The sequence below is a fragment of the Prevotella sp. HJM029 genome (assembly GCF_000599605.1).
GTDB lineage: Bacteria > Bacteroidota > Bacteroidia > Bacteroidales > Bacteroidaceae > Prevotella.
Map to the genome: position 1 here is coordinate 24874 of NZ_AZHT01000018.1, position 16619 is coordinate 41492.

The 16619-nt window shown below is 44.0% G+C and carries 13 protein-coding genes; 5 read left to right on the top strand and 8 right to left on the bottom strand.

The window, feature by feature from the left end; translation table 11 throughout:
• Nucleotides 1-6: 6 nt before the first annotated feature.
• From X919_RS0101730 to mtnN, 8 genes are all read right to left on the bottom strand, one after another.
• A complete protein-coding gene (locus X919_RS0101730; protein WP_028898767.1) occupies nucleotides 7-3426 on the bottom strand; it encodes a TonB-dependent receptor in 3420 nt (1139 codons plus the stop codon).
• Between the two features lie 24 nt (nucleotides 3427-3450).
• A complete protein-coding gene (locus tag X919_RS0101735; RefSeq protein ID WP_028898768.1) occupies nucleotides 3451-4416 on the bottom strand; it encodes a FecR family protein in 966 nt (321 codons plus the stop codon).
• A 146-nt stretch (nucleotides 4417-4562) separates the two neighbouring features.
• Nucleotides 4563-5105, bottom strand: coding sequence for an RNA polymerase sigma factor (locus X919_RS0101740; protein WP_028898769.1), 543 nt, complete (start codon nucleotides 5103-5105; stop codon nucleotides 4563-4565).
• 108 nt (nucleotides 5106-5213) lie between these two features.
• Nucleotides 5214-6371, bottom strand: coding sequence for a purple acid phosphatase family protein (locus X919_RS0101745; protein WP_028898770.1), 1158 nt, complete (start codon nucleotides 6369-6371; stop codon nucleotides 5214-5216).
• Nucleotides 6372-6491: 120 nt separating this feature from the next.
• On the bottom strand, nucleotides 6492-7112 hold the full coding sequence (locus X919_RS0101750; protein WP_028898771.1) for a deoxynucleoside kinase: 621 nt from the start codon (nucleotides 7110-7112) through the stop codon (nucleotides 6492-6494).
• A gap of 17 nt (nucleotides 7113-7129) precedes the next feature.
• On the bottom strand, nucleotides 7130-7750 hold the full coding sequence (locus X919_RS0101755) for a deoxynucleoside kinase (RefSeq protein ID WP_028898772.1): 621 nt from the start codon (nucleotides 7748-7750) through the stop codon (nucleotides 7130-7132).
• Between the two features lie 41 nt (nucleotides 7751-7791).
• Complete coding sequence (locus X919_RS0101760; protein ID WP_028898773.1) at nucleotides 7792-8280, bottom strand: S-ribosylhomocysteine lyase; 489 nt, start codon at nucleotides 8278-8280, stop codon at nucleotides 7792-7794.
• A 20-nt stretch (nucleotides 8281-8300) separates the two neighbouring features.
• Entirely contained in the window at nucleotides 8301-8960 is a 660-nt protein-coding gene (mtnN, locus tag X919_RS0101765) for a 5'-methylthioadenosine/S-adenosylhomocysteine nucleosidase (protein WP_028898774.1), read from the bottom strand.
• Nucleotides 8961-9558: 598 nt separating this feature from the next.
• Here mtnN and X919_RS0101775 point away from each other — a divergent pair.
• The 5 genes from X919_RS0101775 to X919_RS0101795 are packed head-to-tail and all read left to right on the top strand — an operon-like array spanning nucleotide 9559 to nucleotide 16126.
• A complete protein-coding gene (locus X919_RS0101775; protein WP_028898775.1) occupies nucleotides 9559-11643 on the top strand; it encodes a GDSL-type esterase/lipase family protein in 2085 nt (694 codons plus the stop codon).
• The gene (locus tag X919_RS0101780; RefSeq protein ID WP_028898776.1) at nucleotides 11640-12725 is read left to right on the top strand and encodes a mutarotase; all 1086 of its coding nucleotides are present in this window, start codon (nucleotides 11640-11642) and stop codon (nucleotides 12723-12725) included. The genes X919_RS0101775 and X919_RS0101780 overlap by 4 nt, the downstream gene beginning before the upstream one ends.
• Before the next feature lie 7 nt (nucleotides 12726-12732).
• On the top strand, nucleotides 12733-13974 hold the full coding sequence (locus tag X919_RS0101785; RefSeq protein ID WP_028898777.1) for an MFS transporter: 1242 nt from the start codon (nucleotides 12733-12735) through the stop codon (nucleotides 13972-13974).
• Nucleotides 13975-14005: 31 nt separating this feature from the next.
• Nucleotides 14006-14923 carry a dihydrodipicolinate synthase family protein gene (locus tag X919_RS0101790; protein ID WP_028898778.1) on the top strand — a complete coding sequence of 306 codons (918 nt, stop codon included), beginning with the start codon at nucleotides 14006-14008 and terminating at the stop codon, nucleotides 14921-14923.
• An 18-nt stretch (nucleotides 14924-14941) separates the two neighbouring features.
• Complete coding sequence (locus tag X919_RS0101795; protein ID WP_028898779.1) at nucleotides 14942-16126, top strand: AGE family epimerase/isomerase; 1185 nt, start codon at nucleotides 14942-14944, stop codon at nucleotides 16124-16126.
• Nucleotides 16127-16619: the final 493 nt, after the last annotated feature.

Sequence of the window (16619 nt, forward strand, 5' to 3'; positions counted from 1 at the left end):
AAGGTTTTAGAATTGAATATTTAAGCCAACATTATAGATCTTTTGCAGCGGATAAGTATTGATTTCTACTGCACCTCCTTTAGATGGGGCCTCAGGGTCTAAGTCGATAACATCTGTCCAAGTAAACAAATTGGTACCACTGACATAGAGTCGCAAGCTTTCTAACCCCAACGTTTTGAGTTGATGCTTACGAAAGGTGTAGCCAATCTCCACATTTTTCAACCGTAAATAGTTGGCATTGCGAATCCAGAAATTAGAGTCTTGATAGTTGTTATCTGTATCTCGCGTTGGACTCATTGATAAACGAGGGAAGCTTATGGTGGCTCCTTGCTCATAACGCTCCTGCGTCCAACGTTCCAAAATTAATGTTTTTGCACTATTATGTGCGTTGATAAAAGGCCATAATGCACGGCCAAAATACTTGATTGAAACATGGGATGTTCCTTGAAAGAGTGCAGAACAGTCAAAACCACGCCAGCTGCAACCCACAGAAAAACCATATATAATCTCAGGAGTAGACGAATATCCGATGGGCACCATGTCGTACATATCAATTTTTCCATCTTTATTGACATCAACATAACGCATATCTCCAGGCTGCAAGCGGTTGCCATTCCAGCTGCTTACAGGCCTATCAAGCGCATTAATCTCTTCCCATGTATTGTAGAAACCATCGAAAAGAAGACCATAGAACTGTCCCACACGCCGACCTGTGCGCATTTGATAAGCATACTTCTCGGGCACTTCATCTTGGAAAAGAATTTTATTGCGTGCAAAAGAATAGTTGAACCGTCCCCAATAATTAAAGTCACGGATGCTATTTCGATAATTTATATCCAGCTCAAAACCACTATTTTCCATCTCACCCATATTGTAAGCTGGTAGTGAAGCACCAATTAACATGGGCGCACTATTGCGGTTAGAAAGGATATTGTTACGTCGTTCTTTAAAGTAGTCAAACGTCATCGTGAGATGATTCTTCAGGAAATTCATGTCGACACCTATATTTAACTTATGTGCTTTCTCCCAGGTCAGCAACGGATTTCCTAAGCGTTTTTCCTCAATCATTTGCGAATAAACAGGATTTGCCGATGACCCAAAGTTGTAACCCGATAGATTTCCACTCGTATTTCCATAAACTGAAGGTAGATATAAGAAACGATCTCCACCAATTTTATCATTACCTACCTCACCATAAGTGGCTCTTAGTTTCAGATAAACAAGCCAGTTGTTTTTAGGAAAGAAAGGTTCTTCGCTCATAACCCAGCCTGCTGAGACGGCAGGAAAGAAGCCAAACCGGCGTCCAGCAGCAAAATTTTCTGTACCATTATACCCCATATTAAACTCCACTAAATAACGGTTAGCATAACCATAGGTTATACGTCCGACAATACCTTGATAGGCATTAGGGACATGGAACTTTAAAGAAGGTGCATAATACTTACTTTGGTTATAGAGCAAGAGTCCAGTTGCCTGATGCTTTCCGAATGTGGCGTTGTAATGAAGTCCTGCTTCAAAATACACTTTCCTATTCTTACCATATTCAAATTCGCCACCCCATGTGCTCGCTTCATTCTGTGGAATGAGAATAATTTGCGTTTGATCGTTGGGATCCCGCTTAGGAACAAACGTCTGCATGGTCTTCACTGAGAGCCGTCTACTATAATAATAGCTATCATAAGAGGTACTGGCATGAACCGACAAACCTTTTAACAACACTCTGGACAAATCGTATTCAAAACGCAATGTCGTATTGATGGTGTTCGCATAGGTGTCTTTATAACCATTATTCAACAGGGCTTGCCAAGGATTTTCATCATCGATAGCGTTTTCAAGACGCACCAGTTTGCCATCAACCATACCTGGAGTTCCCAAGGGTGTGGCCCAAGAGATTTCTTTCCAAAGCTCACTATTGCCGAGACCTGGTGTACGAATATTGTTAATCTGTGTTGCCAATTGCACGATAGCTTTAAAATCTTGCGTGACATTAAAGTCAAGATTGGAACGGAAATTATAACGTGCATCCGAAGCATTCACATCATGATCACGATCAATCTTCGTGTATTTATACATACCATTCTGTTTAAAGAAGCCCGCAGAGATAAAATATTTCACCCGATTGGTGCCACCTGAGATATGAAAGTTGTGTTGTGTGCGCATTGAAGTGTTACGCAAAAATTTACCCACCCAATCCGTATTGGGATGCATAATGGGATCGGTTCCATCGCGATAGCGCTCAATATCTTCCTCCGTAAAGCGTGGAACATACGTCGTTCCCTTTGTATAAGCGTCGTTCTTAAGCGCCTCATTGTACATTTCACAATACTGCGCACTATTTAAATAATGTGGCAATGCCGTAGGAGATTGGATTGCAATATTCCCCGAATAGCTCAAACGTGGCTTACCCTGTTGACCTTTTCGTGTGGTAATTAATATCACACCATTGGCACCTCGCACACCATAGATGGCCGTTGCCGAGGCATCTTTAAGAATGCTTACCGACTCAATTTCATTCGGATCAAGACCATTATAGTTAGGACGTTCTACGCCATCAATCATCACTAAAGGTGCTGTATTGTCGGAAAACGTGCTCACACCGCGAATCAACAATGTGGATTGGTCTTCACCTGGCGCACCACTTCGCTGCATAGCAATCAAGCCTGGCATCTTACCAACCAACATATTGCTGATGTTCGCCTGTGGTGTCTGCACCAAATCTTTTGTGGTGACAGAAGCGATAGCACCCGTTACCGAGGCTTTTTTCTGTGTTCCATAGCCCACAACTACCACTTCATTGAGGTTGTGTGCTTCGTCTTCATCCAATGTAATTTTTAATTTGGCGTGTTTTTTGATGGCTACTTCACGAGTGGCAAAGCCGATATACGAAATCAGGAGTATGCCATCTGCTGGCACATCCAATGCAAATTCGCCATCAGCATTCGTAATAGTGCCCACCTTTGTCCCCTTCAACAAAACACTTGCCCCAATGATTGGGTCGCCATTTGCATCATGCACAATACCCGAAAGCTTGCTCGTTCCTGCTGCCATTTGCGTGCGTTCGCTGGAAGGTTTAGTTGTCTTTCGCTCGTTTTTATCAGCTTTTTCCTTTATCAATACAATGGTACTATTGTTAAAAGAATACTGAATCCCTAAAGGAGCGAACACTTGCGAGAGAGCTTTCTCCAACGGCAAATCTTTACATACCAAAGTAACTTTCGTTTGCGGTTGAAGAACATTGTTACGGTAAACAAACGTATAGCGCGTTTGTTTCTCCACCTGTTGAATAAACAGGCTCACTTCTTCGTTCTGAAGATTAAGGCTTACACGGCCACGCTGCGCCCACAACGTGACAGGAAGCAACAACAGCGCCAGGATAAGTAAGATGCGCCGTACGTCTTTCCATTTATTTCTCTGTTTGCTTGTCATTATGATATAGGTTTGTAGATTTGATTATTCTATGAGGATATGATTATGCTTGATCTGATACTTAAATTTATATTGCAAACTCAACGAATAGAGTACGCTCTCCAAGGTCTCGTGATAGAAAGCCCCCGTGAGCAAATCATCTGCTAATTTTTGATTGCGCAATTCTATCGTTACACCATACCAATTTTCTATTTCTTGCAGCACTTCGCTCAGCGGTTGGCTACTAAACGCCAGATAACCATCTTTCCAACGTGCGTCCGTAGTGCTATCATTATCACAAATATTCATTTGATGGTTGACTACGGAGTAGACTGACTTTCGACCAGGCACCAGCTGATAGACCTGCGAAAGACCTGCAGCAGAGAGCTGAACTGCTCCCGAGAAGAGTGCTGTTTCAACCACTCCTTCATGACAACGCACATTAAATCGTGTGCCCAACACTTCAATCTGCATATCGTTTACACGCACATGGAAAGGACAATTGGCATCCTTGGTCACATCAAAATAGGCTTCACCTCGCAAAAGCTCCACTTCACGCTGCTCCTCTGGAACCACATGATACCGTAATTGACTATTGCCATTGAGACTCACATGGGTGCCATCGGGCAGTGTGATCGTGCTTTTGCTGCCGGCTTTCACACTGACATAGGTATAGATAGGTGTTTTTGTATGCTGCGAACGCAACCACCAAATGCTGCCACTCAACACAGAAACCAGTAAAATCACCACCGAGGCACGGCGCAAAAGCCTACGAACAAGCTGCCAACGCTGCGAACGGCGTATCTGTTGCTGAAGTTGTTGCAGTATTCTTTGTTGTGAGGCATCCTCCATTTTAGCCGAAGAAGCAGAGGAGGAGAACTCACCACACATCAAATTCCATAAGTCTTCATCGGAGGTTTGCGCCACCTTTCGTTGCAATTGTTCGAAGTCAGATTGCGACAATTGCCCCGATAAATATTGCTGATACAATTCTTCTATTCGCTTTTCCATAAAGGGTTACTTCTAATAAGGATACGCAAAGACGCTCACGTGATACCTTTATATAACGTTTATTAACGATGATCTTTTAATCATGATTGGAGGAATAATCGCCCTTTGAGAACTCGGTTTTGGCAAACGAGGCCTCAGCAGGGGGTCTAACGCTGCTTCAACTCGCGTCTGAAAACCTTCAAGGTTGATGTAAGATAGTTTTTAACCGTCTGCGAAGATAAATTCAAGGAGTCGGCAATCTCTTGTATGGTCATATTCTTTTCGCGGCTCATTTCATAGATCTGGCATGCTCGTTTTGACAAGTGTCTTTTCGTTTGTTCCACCTGTTCTACCACTTCATGATAATTCACCTGCTCTTCGGGCGTAGGGATGGGCGACATTTTATGACAGGCTTGCCGATACTCTTCGAAATCAATCTGCGCAATTCGCTTTCTAAAACCATCGATAATCAAGTTTCGCGCGATGGTGAATAACAAAGCATGTACGTTACCATAGCAATCCAACTGTTGGCGTGTGTTCCACAATTTCAAGAATGCCTCCTGCACAATATCCTCAGCAAGAGCATTATTTTTAGTTTGTGCCATGGCAAAGCCATAGAGCCTATTAGAATAATGTGCATACAAATCGGAGAAAACCTCGTAAGAGCCTTCCTTCAATCGTGCGATGTAGCCATCAGGAGTGTCATTCATTAAAACCCAGGATAAAATTGTTTGTAGTGGATAATGCTTGCAAATGCGTTGGATGGCGGCCAGCAACCTATGGTTATTCGGTGGCTACTGCAACCGCCTGTCTCACGATTATTTTAGTGGAAACGTAAAATGCTTTTTCTCTTTCGCTGTCAATCCAACGTAATCGACCTCCAACTTGCCTTTCGAGATATGACAAAGCAGGTACGTATTATTGCTGTTCACCAAATTAGGGAAGTTGATTACCTCATTCGGTTCTTGATAGGCAAACGCGTGTAGATGACCAGAAAGCATCACAGAAACATTCATTTTGTTGAGCTCTGGAGTGATTGTTTTCTGCATGTGATAGCAACCATGCCAGTTTTTCAATGTCGGCGGCATGTGTGAGAATACCACTAAAGGATAACGTCCCACCTTTTTTTCTTCACGAAGGCTACGCAACCAGTGAGCTTGCTCTTCGCGATAATGGTCATAATCCACCATACCACTATATTCAATACTCTCATCGGGCTTATCTTCTCCTGAGTCAATAAACAAGAAATCGATTCCTGCTACGTGCTGTACGCGATAATAATGGCCATTGTTTGTGGGAAAATAATGATAAAGGTTATCGGCGAATCGGTCGCGTAGCTCATGGTTTCCACGATTAAAGAACAACGGGGTATGCGTGGCAAACATACTAACACAGGTGTCTAAGTAGGCATCCATCATGTGTTTCTGGTCGCGTATGCGGTGAGACATATCGCCATTGAGCAACACAAAATCAATCTTATGAAAGTCAACATCTTTGCATAATTCTTTCATAAACTGCGGTCGCTCGTGAATATCATTCAATACCAAGAAGGTAAGGTCGCGCGGTTGGGCAGGAAAAGTCGTAAAGGTGTAGGGCTTACCACGCCAAACATCGGTACAAGCAGTCTTACCCAAGCTCACCAAATCGTCGTAATGCCACTCAACAATCTCTTGTGTGAACACACGATAGCGATACTTCGCATCGGGTTTTAAGCCTGTCACGTGCACGCGATGCACACTATCCGTAATCACTCTGCGCCCCGCCAACACGTCATAATAGCGAGGTCGCGCCTGTCCATAGAAGTGATCGGGGCCTTCGGGAGCCACCTCTACCCACGAAAGGCCAGGCTTATCGGTCACCCAAACAATGGTTGCACTTGTGCTATCCATATCACATATCCATGGACCATGCGTCACTTTGATGGCGTTGGCACCAAGTGTGAACAGCAACATTAATCCTAATAATAGATGTTTCATGTACTTTGCTTTTTGATGTATTAAAAGTTCTTTTTTCAAAAGATTACACCAGCAATACGAGAAAAGGTTAAAGTGGTACTATATTTTTTTTAAAAATGTTTGGTTTGATTGCTGTTTTTTCTATTTCAAAGGGAACAATCCATACAGCTCAGCATCAATCTGGTCGGTAACCTTCTGAAAATCTTGTGCATTATTTTCGAAATCTATGTTATCACCATCAATGATAATAAGGTGTCCTTTATAGCCTTTAATCCAGTCTTCATAGCGATTATTAAGCCCAGTGAGATAATCGATACGAATACTTTTTTCAAAGCTCCGTCCCCTTTTTCCAATATGTTTCACCAAAGTGGGTATGCTCGAACGAATGTAAATCATCAAATCGGGCAAGGCTACCAATGAAATCATCAGGTCAAAGAGGTCAGAATAGTTTGCAAAATCTCGATCACTCATCATCCCCATCTCGTGCAAGTTAGGTGCAAAGATGCGTGCATCTTCAAAAATTGTTCGATCTTGAATAATGGTATCTTTACTTTTTGCAATCTCAACCACCTCTTTAAAACGCTTATTCAAGAAATAAACTTGCAAATTAAACGACCATCGTGGCATGTCTGCATAGAAGTCATCGAGATAAGGATTGTTATCTACAGGCTCAAAACGCGGTATCCAATGAAACCGTTTGGCCAACATTCGCGTGAGTGTTGTTTTACCACTTCCAATATTTCCAGCAATTGCTATATGCATAATTCAATATTAATAGGTTAGAATAATCCAAACAAATGGGCATCGATTTGATCGATAATACCCGAAAAATCTTTTTTATTTCGTAGAAAATCGAGTGTATCAACTTCCACAACCATCACTTTTCCCTGATACTTTTGAAACACAAACTCCTCGTAAAGCTGGTTTAAGCGCTCCAAATATTCCAAAGGCATCTGCTGTTCATAGTCGCGTCCGCGCTTCTGAATGTTTTTTACTAAATTTGAAACACTCGACCGAAGGTAAATCATCAAATCGGGGTAATGCAATATATGCGTCATCGATTCGAAAAGCTCCATATACGTATGGAAGTCTCGTGCACTGAGATTGCCCATCTGATAGTTGTTCTCTGTAAACACATACACCCCTTCATAGATACTACGATCCTGCACAAAGGTTTCTTTTCCGCTGCTTTTCGCTAACGTCAGCAAATCTTTAAAGCGCTCTTTCAGAAAGAACACTTCCATATTAAACGACCACCTTGGAATATCCTTATAATAGTCTTCCAAATAAGGATTATAGTCCACAGCCTCATATTTAGGAATCCATCCATAATGATGCGCTAAACATTCCGTGAGCGTCGTCTTGCCACTCCCTATATTTCCAGCTATTGCAATATGCACGTTTTTCTTTTTTAAAAAGATAAAAAACCGATAAATGGCATCTATTCTGCTTTAGGTGGATAGTGCATTTGCGCTTCGGTGATGGATAGGAGCACCTCTTTCAAAAACTTTTCTGCTTCATAACGTGCCATCGGCAAATCTTGCAATAGGTAGTTTCCACAATCCATTGCTGAAGCACCAGGTACCTCTCCTTCATAATGAGCGATGAAATCGAAGGTGCGCCGCAACAAGTCCAGCACATCTTTGCTTTCTAAGTCGCCCTGCACAATGAGATAATTCCCCGTCAAGCAACCCATAGGCCCCCAATAAACAATACGTTCTTTCCATTCAGCATCGTTGCGAATGAAAGTCGCTGCAAGATGCTCTATGGTGTGAATGGCACCATTATGTAATGCGGGTTCACGATTAGGCAATTTCATGCGCACATCAAATGTTGTCACAATCTCGCCACCCACATGGTCTTTCCTACTCACATACACACCACGTTGTAATTGTTCGTGGTTCACTGTGAAACTCGGTATCTTTTCCATTCTTTATTCCTTTTCTATATTTATTTCAAGACATTGCCTACTTGTTGTAACCGTTCCACAAATCGATGTGTCACCTCAAAGCTACCATCAGCCAATCGTTCCCAAAAATCAAAATACATCTCTGCCTTATGGTCTTTTAAAGGAACATCGCTTATAATACGGAAACTCACAAAGGGCACACCAAATGTGTAACACACTTGCGCAATGCTACAACTCTCCATATCCACAGCTTTGGCCTCGGGAAAATGCTGCATTATCTCACGCATCTTTTCACGTGAATCAACAAACCAGTCGCCACTCACCATTAAACCCATCGTTATTGCATGGCAATCACTACCAAATTGCTGCACAATTGCAATGAGTTTATCCGATAATATATACCGTTTTGGCATGCCCATAATCTGACCATAAGCACAATTGTCACCACAATAGGCATCGTGATAGGTCGTCTCCATGGCTACAACCACGTCACCCACGTTGAGTGAAGGGTCTGCTCCCCCTGCACATCCTGAAGAGATAATCACATCGGGATGATGCTTTTCGATCATCATCGTGGCACCTATGGCGGCGTTCACCTTCCCAATGCCACATTTTTGTAGCACGATGTTGGAATCGTTTCCAAACACCTTCTTCAGTTGCGCGAACTCTTTGTCCATTGCAACGATAATTCCAATTTTCATTTCTCTTGGTTGGTTTTGCCTACAAAGGTAGTAAAAAATATTGGCGCAAAGCATTGCATCTCACACAGATTTAGGATGATTTTATCGCATTTAATGCCTAAAGCTTCTGCGAACAACGCCATATACAGAGCATTTGAGGATACCCCACAATATAAAAGTATGTTCCCTTCTTACCATTTTCGTAAGATATGGGTAGCACTTCCTTATACATGCTCAAAAAAGCAATTACACTTCTCGACGATTTGCATCACAGAAACACCCACATTCCTTACAAAACCATTAACATCCTGAATCGAATTTTCACAGGACTCCTATACCTTCCTAAGTAGATGATAACGAAATGCTTCATGAACTTCATTGTGCAACCATGCTGGCCAAAGCCTGCTTGAAAGTCTGTTTTCTGCCTCCTATGGAGGATACAGGCTTCCCCCTATGCCATCTCTCACGTTCCATACTCGTTTTGGGCTTGCCAATCTCCTTTTTTCAAGCATAAAAACAGAAAAAACAAATAGATATTTGGGCATGTTTCATATTTATTGTATATTTGTAGCTACAAAACTCAGCGCTAAATCTATTAAACAAAAAGCAGCTAAGGCAAATGAAACAAAAGACAAAAAGATATTTATTGGTATGTGGCCTATTGCTCATCACCCTCTTAGGCTCTGCAAAAAATCCTATTAGAGTGGCTTGTGTTGGCAACAGCGTTACCTTTGGTTATGGCTTAGACAATCGTGAGACCCTTTGTTACCCCTACGTGCTGCAACAACTTTTAGGTAAACACTACGAAGTAAGAAATTTTGGGCATTCAGGCACAACACTACTCTCTAAGGGACATCGCTCCTATATTCAGCAGCCAGAATACCAGGAAGCCTTAGCATTTAAACCTGACTTTGTGGTTATCCATTTAGGGCTCAACGACACAGACCCACGCAATTGGCCCAACTATAACAGCGAATTTGATTATGATTATCAACAGCTCATCAATAGCTTTCGTCAGGCCAATCCCAAAGTAAAGATATGGATTTGTCTGCTGACGCCCATCTTTCATCCCCATCCTCGCTTTGAAAGTGGCACGCGCGACTGGCATGCGGCCATTCAAAAACACATTCGTCGCATTGCCGAAGCTAATCAAACGGGGCTCATTGATTTGCACACACCACTCTACTCACGCCCTGATTTATTTGCCGATGCGCTCCACCCCAATGCCGAAGGTGCTACCATCATGGCGAAAACCATCTATGCTGCACTCACAGGAAACTATGGTGGATTGAAACTTGCACCTCTCTATGGTGATGGAATGGTGATGCAACGCCAGCAACCCATCGTATTTCGAGGGACAGCCAATGCTGGAACACAAGTGAAAGTGGCTTTTAACGGACTGCAACAGACTAGTATCGCAGCTGCTGATGGACACTGGAAGGTAACCTTTCCTGCCATGGAAGCAGGTGGACCCTATGAAGCTCAAATCAGAACAAAAGGAGAACGGCGCGATTTACACCTTATATATATTGGAGAGGTGTGGCTCTGCTCTGGACAATCCAATATGGAATTTCCTGTAAGAGCAACGACAACATCGAGCGAAGACTTAGCTCATGCCGACCAACAACCCCTACTCCACCTCTACAATATGCCGACCAGTTTCCCTACAAACGCTGAAAAATGGCCAAAGGCTGTGCTCGATAGCATAAATCGATTGGCTTTATTAGACATGAAGGGTTGGCAAGTAGCCAATAAAGCAACGGTAGCTTCTTTCTCTGCTGTGGCCTATCATTTTGGAAAGGCTTTGGCCGATAGCCTCAAAGTGCCCGTGGGCATCATTTGTAATGCCGTTGGTGGCACCACAACAGAGTCGTGGATTGATCGTCATACCTTGGAATGGCAGTTCCCTTCTATCCTGTATGACTGGTATCATGGCGATTTCGGACAGCCATGGGCACGCAAACGCGCACTCGAAAACATTGCCCTTGCCGAGAAAACCACCACTCAACGCCACCCCTATGAGCCTTGCTACATGTTTGAAGCGGGAATGCTGCCACTGAAAGGCTATGCCATTAAGGGGGTAGTATGGTATCAGGGCGAATCAAATGCCCATAACATTGAACTGCATGCACGCCTCTTTAGGCTATTAGAAAAGAGCTGGAGGCGGTTCTTCCACCAACCCAAAATGCCATTCCTTGTGGTACAATTATCGAGTTTAAATCGTCCGTCGTGGCCTCAATTCCGCCACTCACAATACATTTTAGCCAAGCAACTACGCCAAACATGGATGGTTGTGACAAGCGATGTGGGCGACTCGTTAGATGTGCACTATCGCAACAAGCAGCCCGTTGGCGAGCGATTGACACTTCAAGCGCTGCACAACATTTATGGACGCGATATTGTTTCGGAAGGCCCTTCCTGCATCAAAGCACGAAAAGTAGGTACTTTGACCTATCTTTATTTTAAAAATGGGATAGGCCTACAAGCTAAAAATGGTAGGTTAACAGGTTTCGAAGTAGCTGGAAATGACGGTGTTTTCCATACTGCGACAGCCGAAATCGAAGGTGAAAGTGTGATTCTGCGTTGTGACGAAGTAACAGAGCCGACGATGGTTCGCTATGGTTGGCAACCTTTTACACGGGCTAATCTCGTAAACGGAGCACAACTTCCGTGCAGTACGTTTGAAATGAAAATTCCACAATGAAAACGATTCGTGTTATTCTAATTATTTATATCGCAATGATTGATTTCCTATCAGGGGAGGATGTGCATGCACAATCCATCCAACTATCGCACATTGAACGTATCATAGGGTTCCCATCTGCCGAACCTGGCATAGAGAAAGGTGTATCAGCCTGCTTTGCAGGCACTGTGGGCAATACGCTTTTAATGGCAGGAGGTTGTAACTTCCCTAACAAACCCGCTGCAGAAGGTGGTGAAAAACGCTTTTATCAAGGCATCTATACTGCACAGATTACCGATAACAATGAACTTCATTGGCGATGCATCGGACAGCTTCCTGCTCCTTGTGCCTATGGTGTGAGCATTCCTTTAGAAAAAGGGTTGTTGTGCATTGGTGGCAACAACACACAAGAAAGCTTTGCCACAGCCTTTGTCATCACCATCAAAGAAGGTAAAGCCTGTATAGAGAACTATCCTACCCTGCCCACTAAAATGGACAACTTCACAGGAGCACACTATAATCAGCACGTTATTGTGAGCAATGGTTTACAACTCTTCGAACTCGATTTAGAGCATATAGAATTAGGATGGCACGCACTCCAGCCTCTTACAACCAAGAAATTAGGACAACCCATCAGTGCTTTTGTCGATGGAAGCTTTTGCCAATGGGGCGGCTGCACACCCAAGACCGAGACAGAATTGACAGCACTCAACATTGCTGGTCAAAGCTTAGCACACCCATTAAAAGAGCTATTACCTCCCAAAGATGATGCTGGAGAAGAGATTTATTTAGGGGGTGCTGCAGCCATCAATCTCACCGAAGACACCTTTGTAGCTATGGGTGGTGTAAATAAAGATATATTCCTTGAAGCCGTGAATCATCCTCAACCAGGCTACATGACACATCCTGTGGAATGGTATCGTTTCAACCCCTATATTTGCGCATATCAAAAAGGAGAATGGCACATTGTAGGAAAAGAGCAGATTGCTGCGCGCGCAGGGGCTTCCTTGGCGAAACATGGCCATGATGTCTATCTCATCGGCGGCGAATTGAAACCCGGTGTGCGCACACCTGATATCTATCGTCTCACTTTCAGCTACTAACATCATGATGAAAATCATCGAAAAAAAATACTATCCTTGGGTTGTTGTGGCGCTGCTGTGGGTGGTAGCGTTGCTAAATTACATGGATCGACAGATGCTTTCGACCATGCAAACGTCGATGAAGGCCGACATTCACGAACTCAATCAAGCCGAGGCTTTCGGCGCCTTGATGGCCGTTTTCCTGTGGGTTTATGGTCTTGTGTCGCCTTTTGCAGGCATGGTGGCCGACAAAGTGAACCGCAAATGGCTCGTTGTGGGTAGTCTGTTTGTATGGTCTGCAGTAACATTGGCCATGGGTTATGCCACGAGTTTTAACCAGTTATATTATCTGCGCGGCATCATGGGCATTAGCGAAGCACTATATATTCCATCAGCTTTGTCGCTCTTAGCCGATTGGCATGAGGGAAAAAGTCGTTCTTTAGCTATAGGAATCCACATGACGGGCATCTATATGGGTCAAGCAGTGGGTGGCTTTGGAGCCGTGGTTGCAGCAATATTGTCATGGAAGACCGCATTCCATTGGTTTGGACTCGTCGGTATTCTTTATGCGTTGGCATTAGCAATTCTGCTACATGAAAAGCCTTCACACGACACAAGGGCAAATTACACCGCCCAAGAAACATCAAAAAGAAGTAGCTTACTAAGTGGATTTGGAGTGGTTTTATCCAACTGGGTTTTCTGGATTATCCTCTTCTTCTTTGCTGTTCCAAGCCTTCCTGGCTGGGCTACAAAGAACTGGTTGCCTACTTTATTTGCCCAAAACTTAGGTATCCCCATGGAAGAAGCAGGGCCTATTTCCACCATAACCATTGCCATCTCATCGTTTGTAGGCGTCATTTGGGGAGGTTTTCTATCTGATCGCTGGGTGAAGCGCAACCTTAAAGGGCGTATCTATACCAGTGCAATAGGCTTAGGACTCACCATTCCTGCATTGATATTGCTGGGGATTGGCCATAGTCTGCCCGCTATTGTGGGGGCAGGCCTACTCTTTGGTGTGGGCTACGGCATGTTCGATGCCAATAATATGCCCATACTCTGCCAGTTTATCTCGGCAAAGCAACGCGCTACAGCCTATGGCATCATGAATATGACGGGTGTGTTTGCTGGTGCTGCGGTAACACAAGTCCTTGGCAAATGGACCGATGGCAACCAGCTTGGCACTGGCTTTGCCTTCTTAGGTGGCATTGTAGCCTTAGCACTCTTAGCACAATTGTGGTTTTTAAAGCCGCAGACAGACAATATGGATTAATGAGAAAATAGAATTTTAGAATAAAAATAAAATGGAAAAGATTATTGGATTGATTGACGCTCCATTCACTCCCTTTCATGAAAATGGTGATGTGAATCTTCAGCCCATTGCAGCTTACGGGGCAATGTTAAAGAAAAATGGTTTGCAAGGCGTGTTTATCAATGGTTCGTCGGGTGAGGGTTATATGCTCACGACAACCGAAAGAATGGCTTTAGCAGAAGAATGGGTGAAGCAAGCTCCCGAAGGTTTCAAGGTGATTGTACATGTGGGTAGCTGCTGTTTGCGCGAGAGTATTGCACTGGCACGCCATGCTGCTGAGATTGGTGCGTGGGGAATTGGCGCCATGGCCCCCCCCTTTCCACGCATTGGCCGCATTGAAGAGCTTGTAAAATATTGTGAACAGATAGCCGCTGCTGCACCCAACCTACCATTCTATTATTATCACATTCCCGCTTTCAATGGCGCCTTTTTGCCGATGGTCGACCTGTTGAAAGCTGTAGACGGGCGCATACCCAATTTCGCTGGAATCAAATACACCTACGAGAGCCTCTACGAATACAACCAATGTCGGCTTTATGCCAACGGAAAGTTCGACATGCTCCACGGACAAGACGAAACTATTCTGCCCTCATTAGCACAAGGTGGTGCACAAGGAGGCATCGGTGGAACGACCAACTACAATGGACGTGAACTTGTTGCCATCATTGATGCATGGAAAAAGGGCGATATAGAAGCTGCACGTGCACACCAGGATTTTGCACAAGAGGTGATTAATGTGATCTGCCACTATCGCGGAAACATCGTTGGTGGCAAGCGCATCATGAAACTCATGGGCTTTGATTTAGGTCCCAACCGCGTGCCATTCCAAAATATGACCGACGAAGAAGAGGCGCGTATGAAGGCCGAACTCGATGCCATTGATTTTTTCAACAAGTGTAATCAATTTTAAAATACAACGATGATGAATATCAATCCCAAAACTTATTTGCAACAATGGGCCGACCGCTACAAGCACGACCTCACCGAAAACATCATGCCCTTTTGGATGGAGCATGGGCTCGACCGCGTCAACGGAGGCGTCTACACCTGCGTAAATCGCGACGGTTCGCTCATGGATACCACCAAATCGGTGTGGTTTCAGGGGCGTTTTGCCTACGTCTGTGCCTATGCCTACAACCACATCGAACGCAAACCCGAGTGGCTTGAGGCTGCAAAAACGACTCTTGCATTCATTGAAAAGCATTGCTTCGATACCGATCGCCACATGTTTTTCTCGGTAACAGCCGACGGAACTCCCCTGCGCAAGCGTCGTTACGTGTTCAGTGAGACCTTCGCTGCCATTGCCATGGCCGAATATTCGCTTGCATCGGGCGACCAACATTATGCTCAACGGGCGCTCGAAGTTTTTGAAGACACGCTGCATTTTCTCAACACACCTGGCTTCTTGCAACCCAAATTTGAGCCCACAGTGCAGTTACAAGGCCACTCCATCGTGATGATTCTCATCAATGTATGTAGCATTTTGCGCCAAGTTTCTAATGACGAACGATTGGAAAAGCAAATCAACGAATCCATCGACAAGCTGCAACGCTATTTCATGCACCCTGAGTTTAAAGCGCTTTTAGAATGCGTCGGTCCCAACGGAGAGTTTATCGATACCAACATGACACGCACGATTAATCCAGGACACTGCATCGAAACCAGCTGGTTCCTCATGGAAGAAGCGCGCCATCGCCAGTGGGACAAGCCACTTTTAAACACCGCCCTCACCATCTTCGATTGGTCGTGGGACTGGGGATGGGATCAAGAGTTTGGCGGTATCATTAACTTCCGCGACTGCAAAAATCTACCCTCACAAGACTATGCACAAGACATGAAGTTTTGGTGGCCGCAATGCGAAACCATCATTGCCTCGCTCTACGCCTATTTGGCCACAGGCGAAGAGAAATACTTGCAACGCCATCAGCAAATCAGCGAATGGACTTACGCCCACCTACCCGATGCCGATTATCCCGAGTGGTATGGCTACTTGCATCGCGATGGTACGGTGGCACAACCTGCAAAAGGAAACCTTTACAAAGGTCCATTTCACGTTCCACGCATGATGATGAAGTCGTTTGCGCTCTGCAACGACATCCTTGAGCGGCTATAAAACGCTAACGTCCTTATAACAACGCCCATAAAGCAAGGCAAATACCATGCTTTTGGGTGTTTTTCTTGATTCAATCTCTACACACAATAGAAAAAAACTATTGCTGTTTATGCCGTATAAGATAAAAAAGTATTAAATTTGCACCAATTCTACTCGGATAACGAGCTCTTTATTAGTAAATGTGTAGTAGAAAAATGGAACGCAGTTATAAACATTGTGCGACTTTTAACCACTTTTGTTTGGCCAAACCAAATAAAAGTGTAACACACACACACACATTCTGTCCGTCTAAGTCTTTGTGCAAAGGCGGTAGCGGTGCACGTGAGCTATCTGTATTCTTAGGCATCTGCAAGGCGTTTTCAACACGCTTCGCAGATGCTTTTTGTGTAATAAGAAAAAGTATAAATTATTAATAACTCTAAATGAGTCATTATATTAATCAAACAAAATGAAACAAAAGAAGCTGTATGAAATGCCGGTTTGCAGGGTCATT

What these genes read in the sequence shown, in the direction of transcription:
- X919_RS0101735 (WP_028898768.1), bottom strand. Translation starts at nt 4,416, where the DNA reads ATGGAAAAGCGAATAGAAGAATTGTATCAGCAATATTTATCGGGGCAA.
- X919_RS0101730 (WP_028898767.1), bottom strand. Translation starts at nt 3,426, where the DNA reads ATGACAAGCAAACAGAGAAATAAATGGAAAGACGTACGGCGCATCTTA.
- X919_RS0101760 (WP_028898773.1), bottom strand. Translation starts at nt 8,280, where the DNA reads ATGGAAAAGATACCGAGTTTCACAGTGAACCACGAACAATTACAACGT.
- X919_RS0101740 (WP_028898769.1), bottom strand. Translation starts at nt 5,105, where the DNA reads ATGAATGACACTCCTGATGGCTACATCGCACGATTGAAGGAAGGCTCT.
- X919_RS0101780 (WP_028898776.1), top strand. Translation starts at nt 11,640, where the DNA reads ATGAAAACGATTCGTGTTATTCTAATTATTTATATCGCAATGATTGAT.
- X919_RS0101775 (WP_028898775.1), top strand. Translation starts at nt 9,559, where the DNA reads ATGAAACAAAAGACAAAAAGATATTTATTGGTATGTGGCCTATTGCTC.
- X919_RS0101785 (WP_028898777.1), top strand. Translation starts at nt 12,733, where the DNA reads ATGAAAATCATCGAAAAAAAATACTATCCTTGGGTTGTTGTGGCGCTG.
- X919_RS0101745 (WP_028898770.1), bottom strand. Translation starts at nt 6,371, where the DNA reads ATGAAACATCTATTATTAGGATTAATGTTGCTGTTCACACTTGGTGCC.
- X919_RS0101790 (WP_028898778.1), top strand. Translation starts at nt 14,006, where the DNA reads ATGGAAAAGATTATTGGATTGATTGACGCTCCATTCACTCCCTTTCAT.
- X919_RS0101750 (WP_028898771.1), bottom strand. Translation starts at nt 7,112, where the DNA reads ATGCATATAGCAATTGCTGGAAATATTGGAAGTGGTAAAACAACACTC.
- mtnN (WP_028898774.1), bottom strand. Translation starts at nt 8,960, where the DNA reads ATGAAAATTGGAATTATCGTTGCAATGGACAAAGAGTTCGCGCAACTG.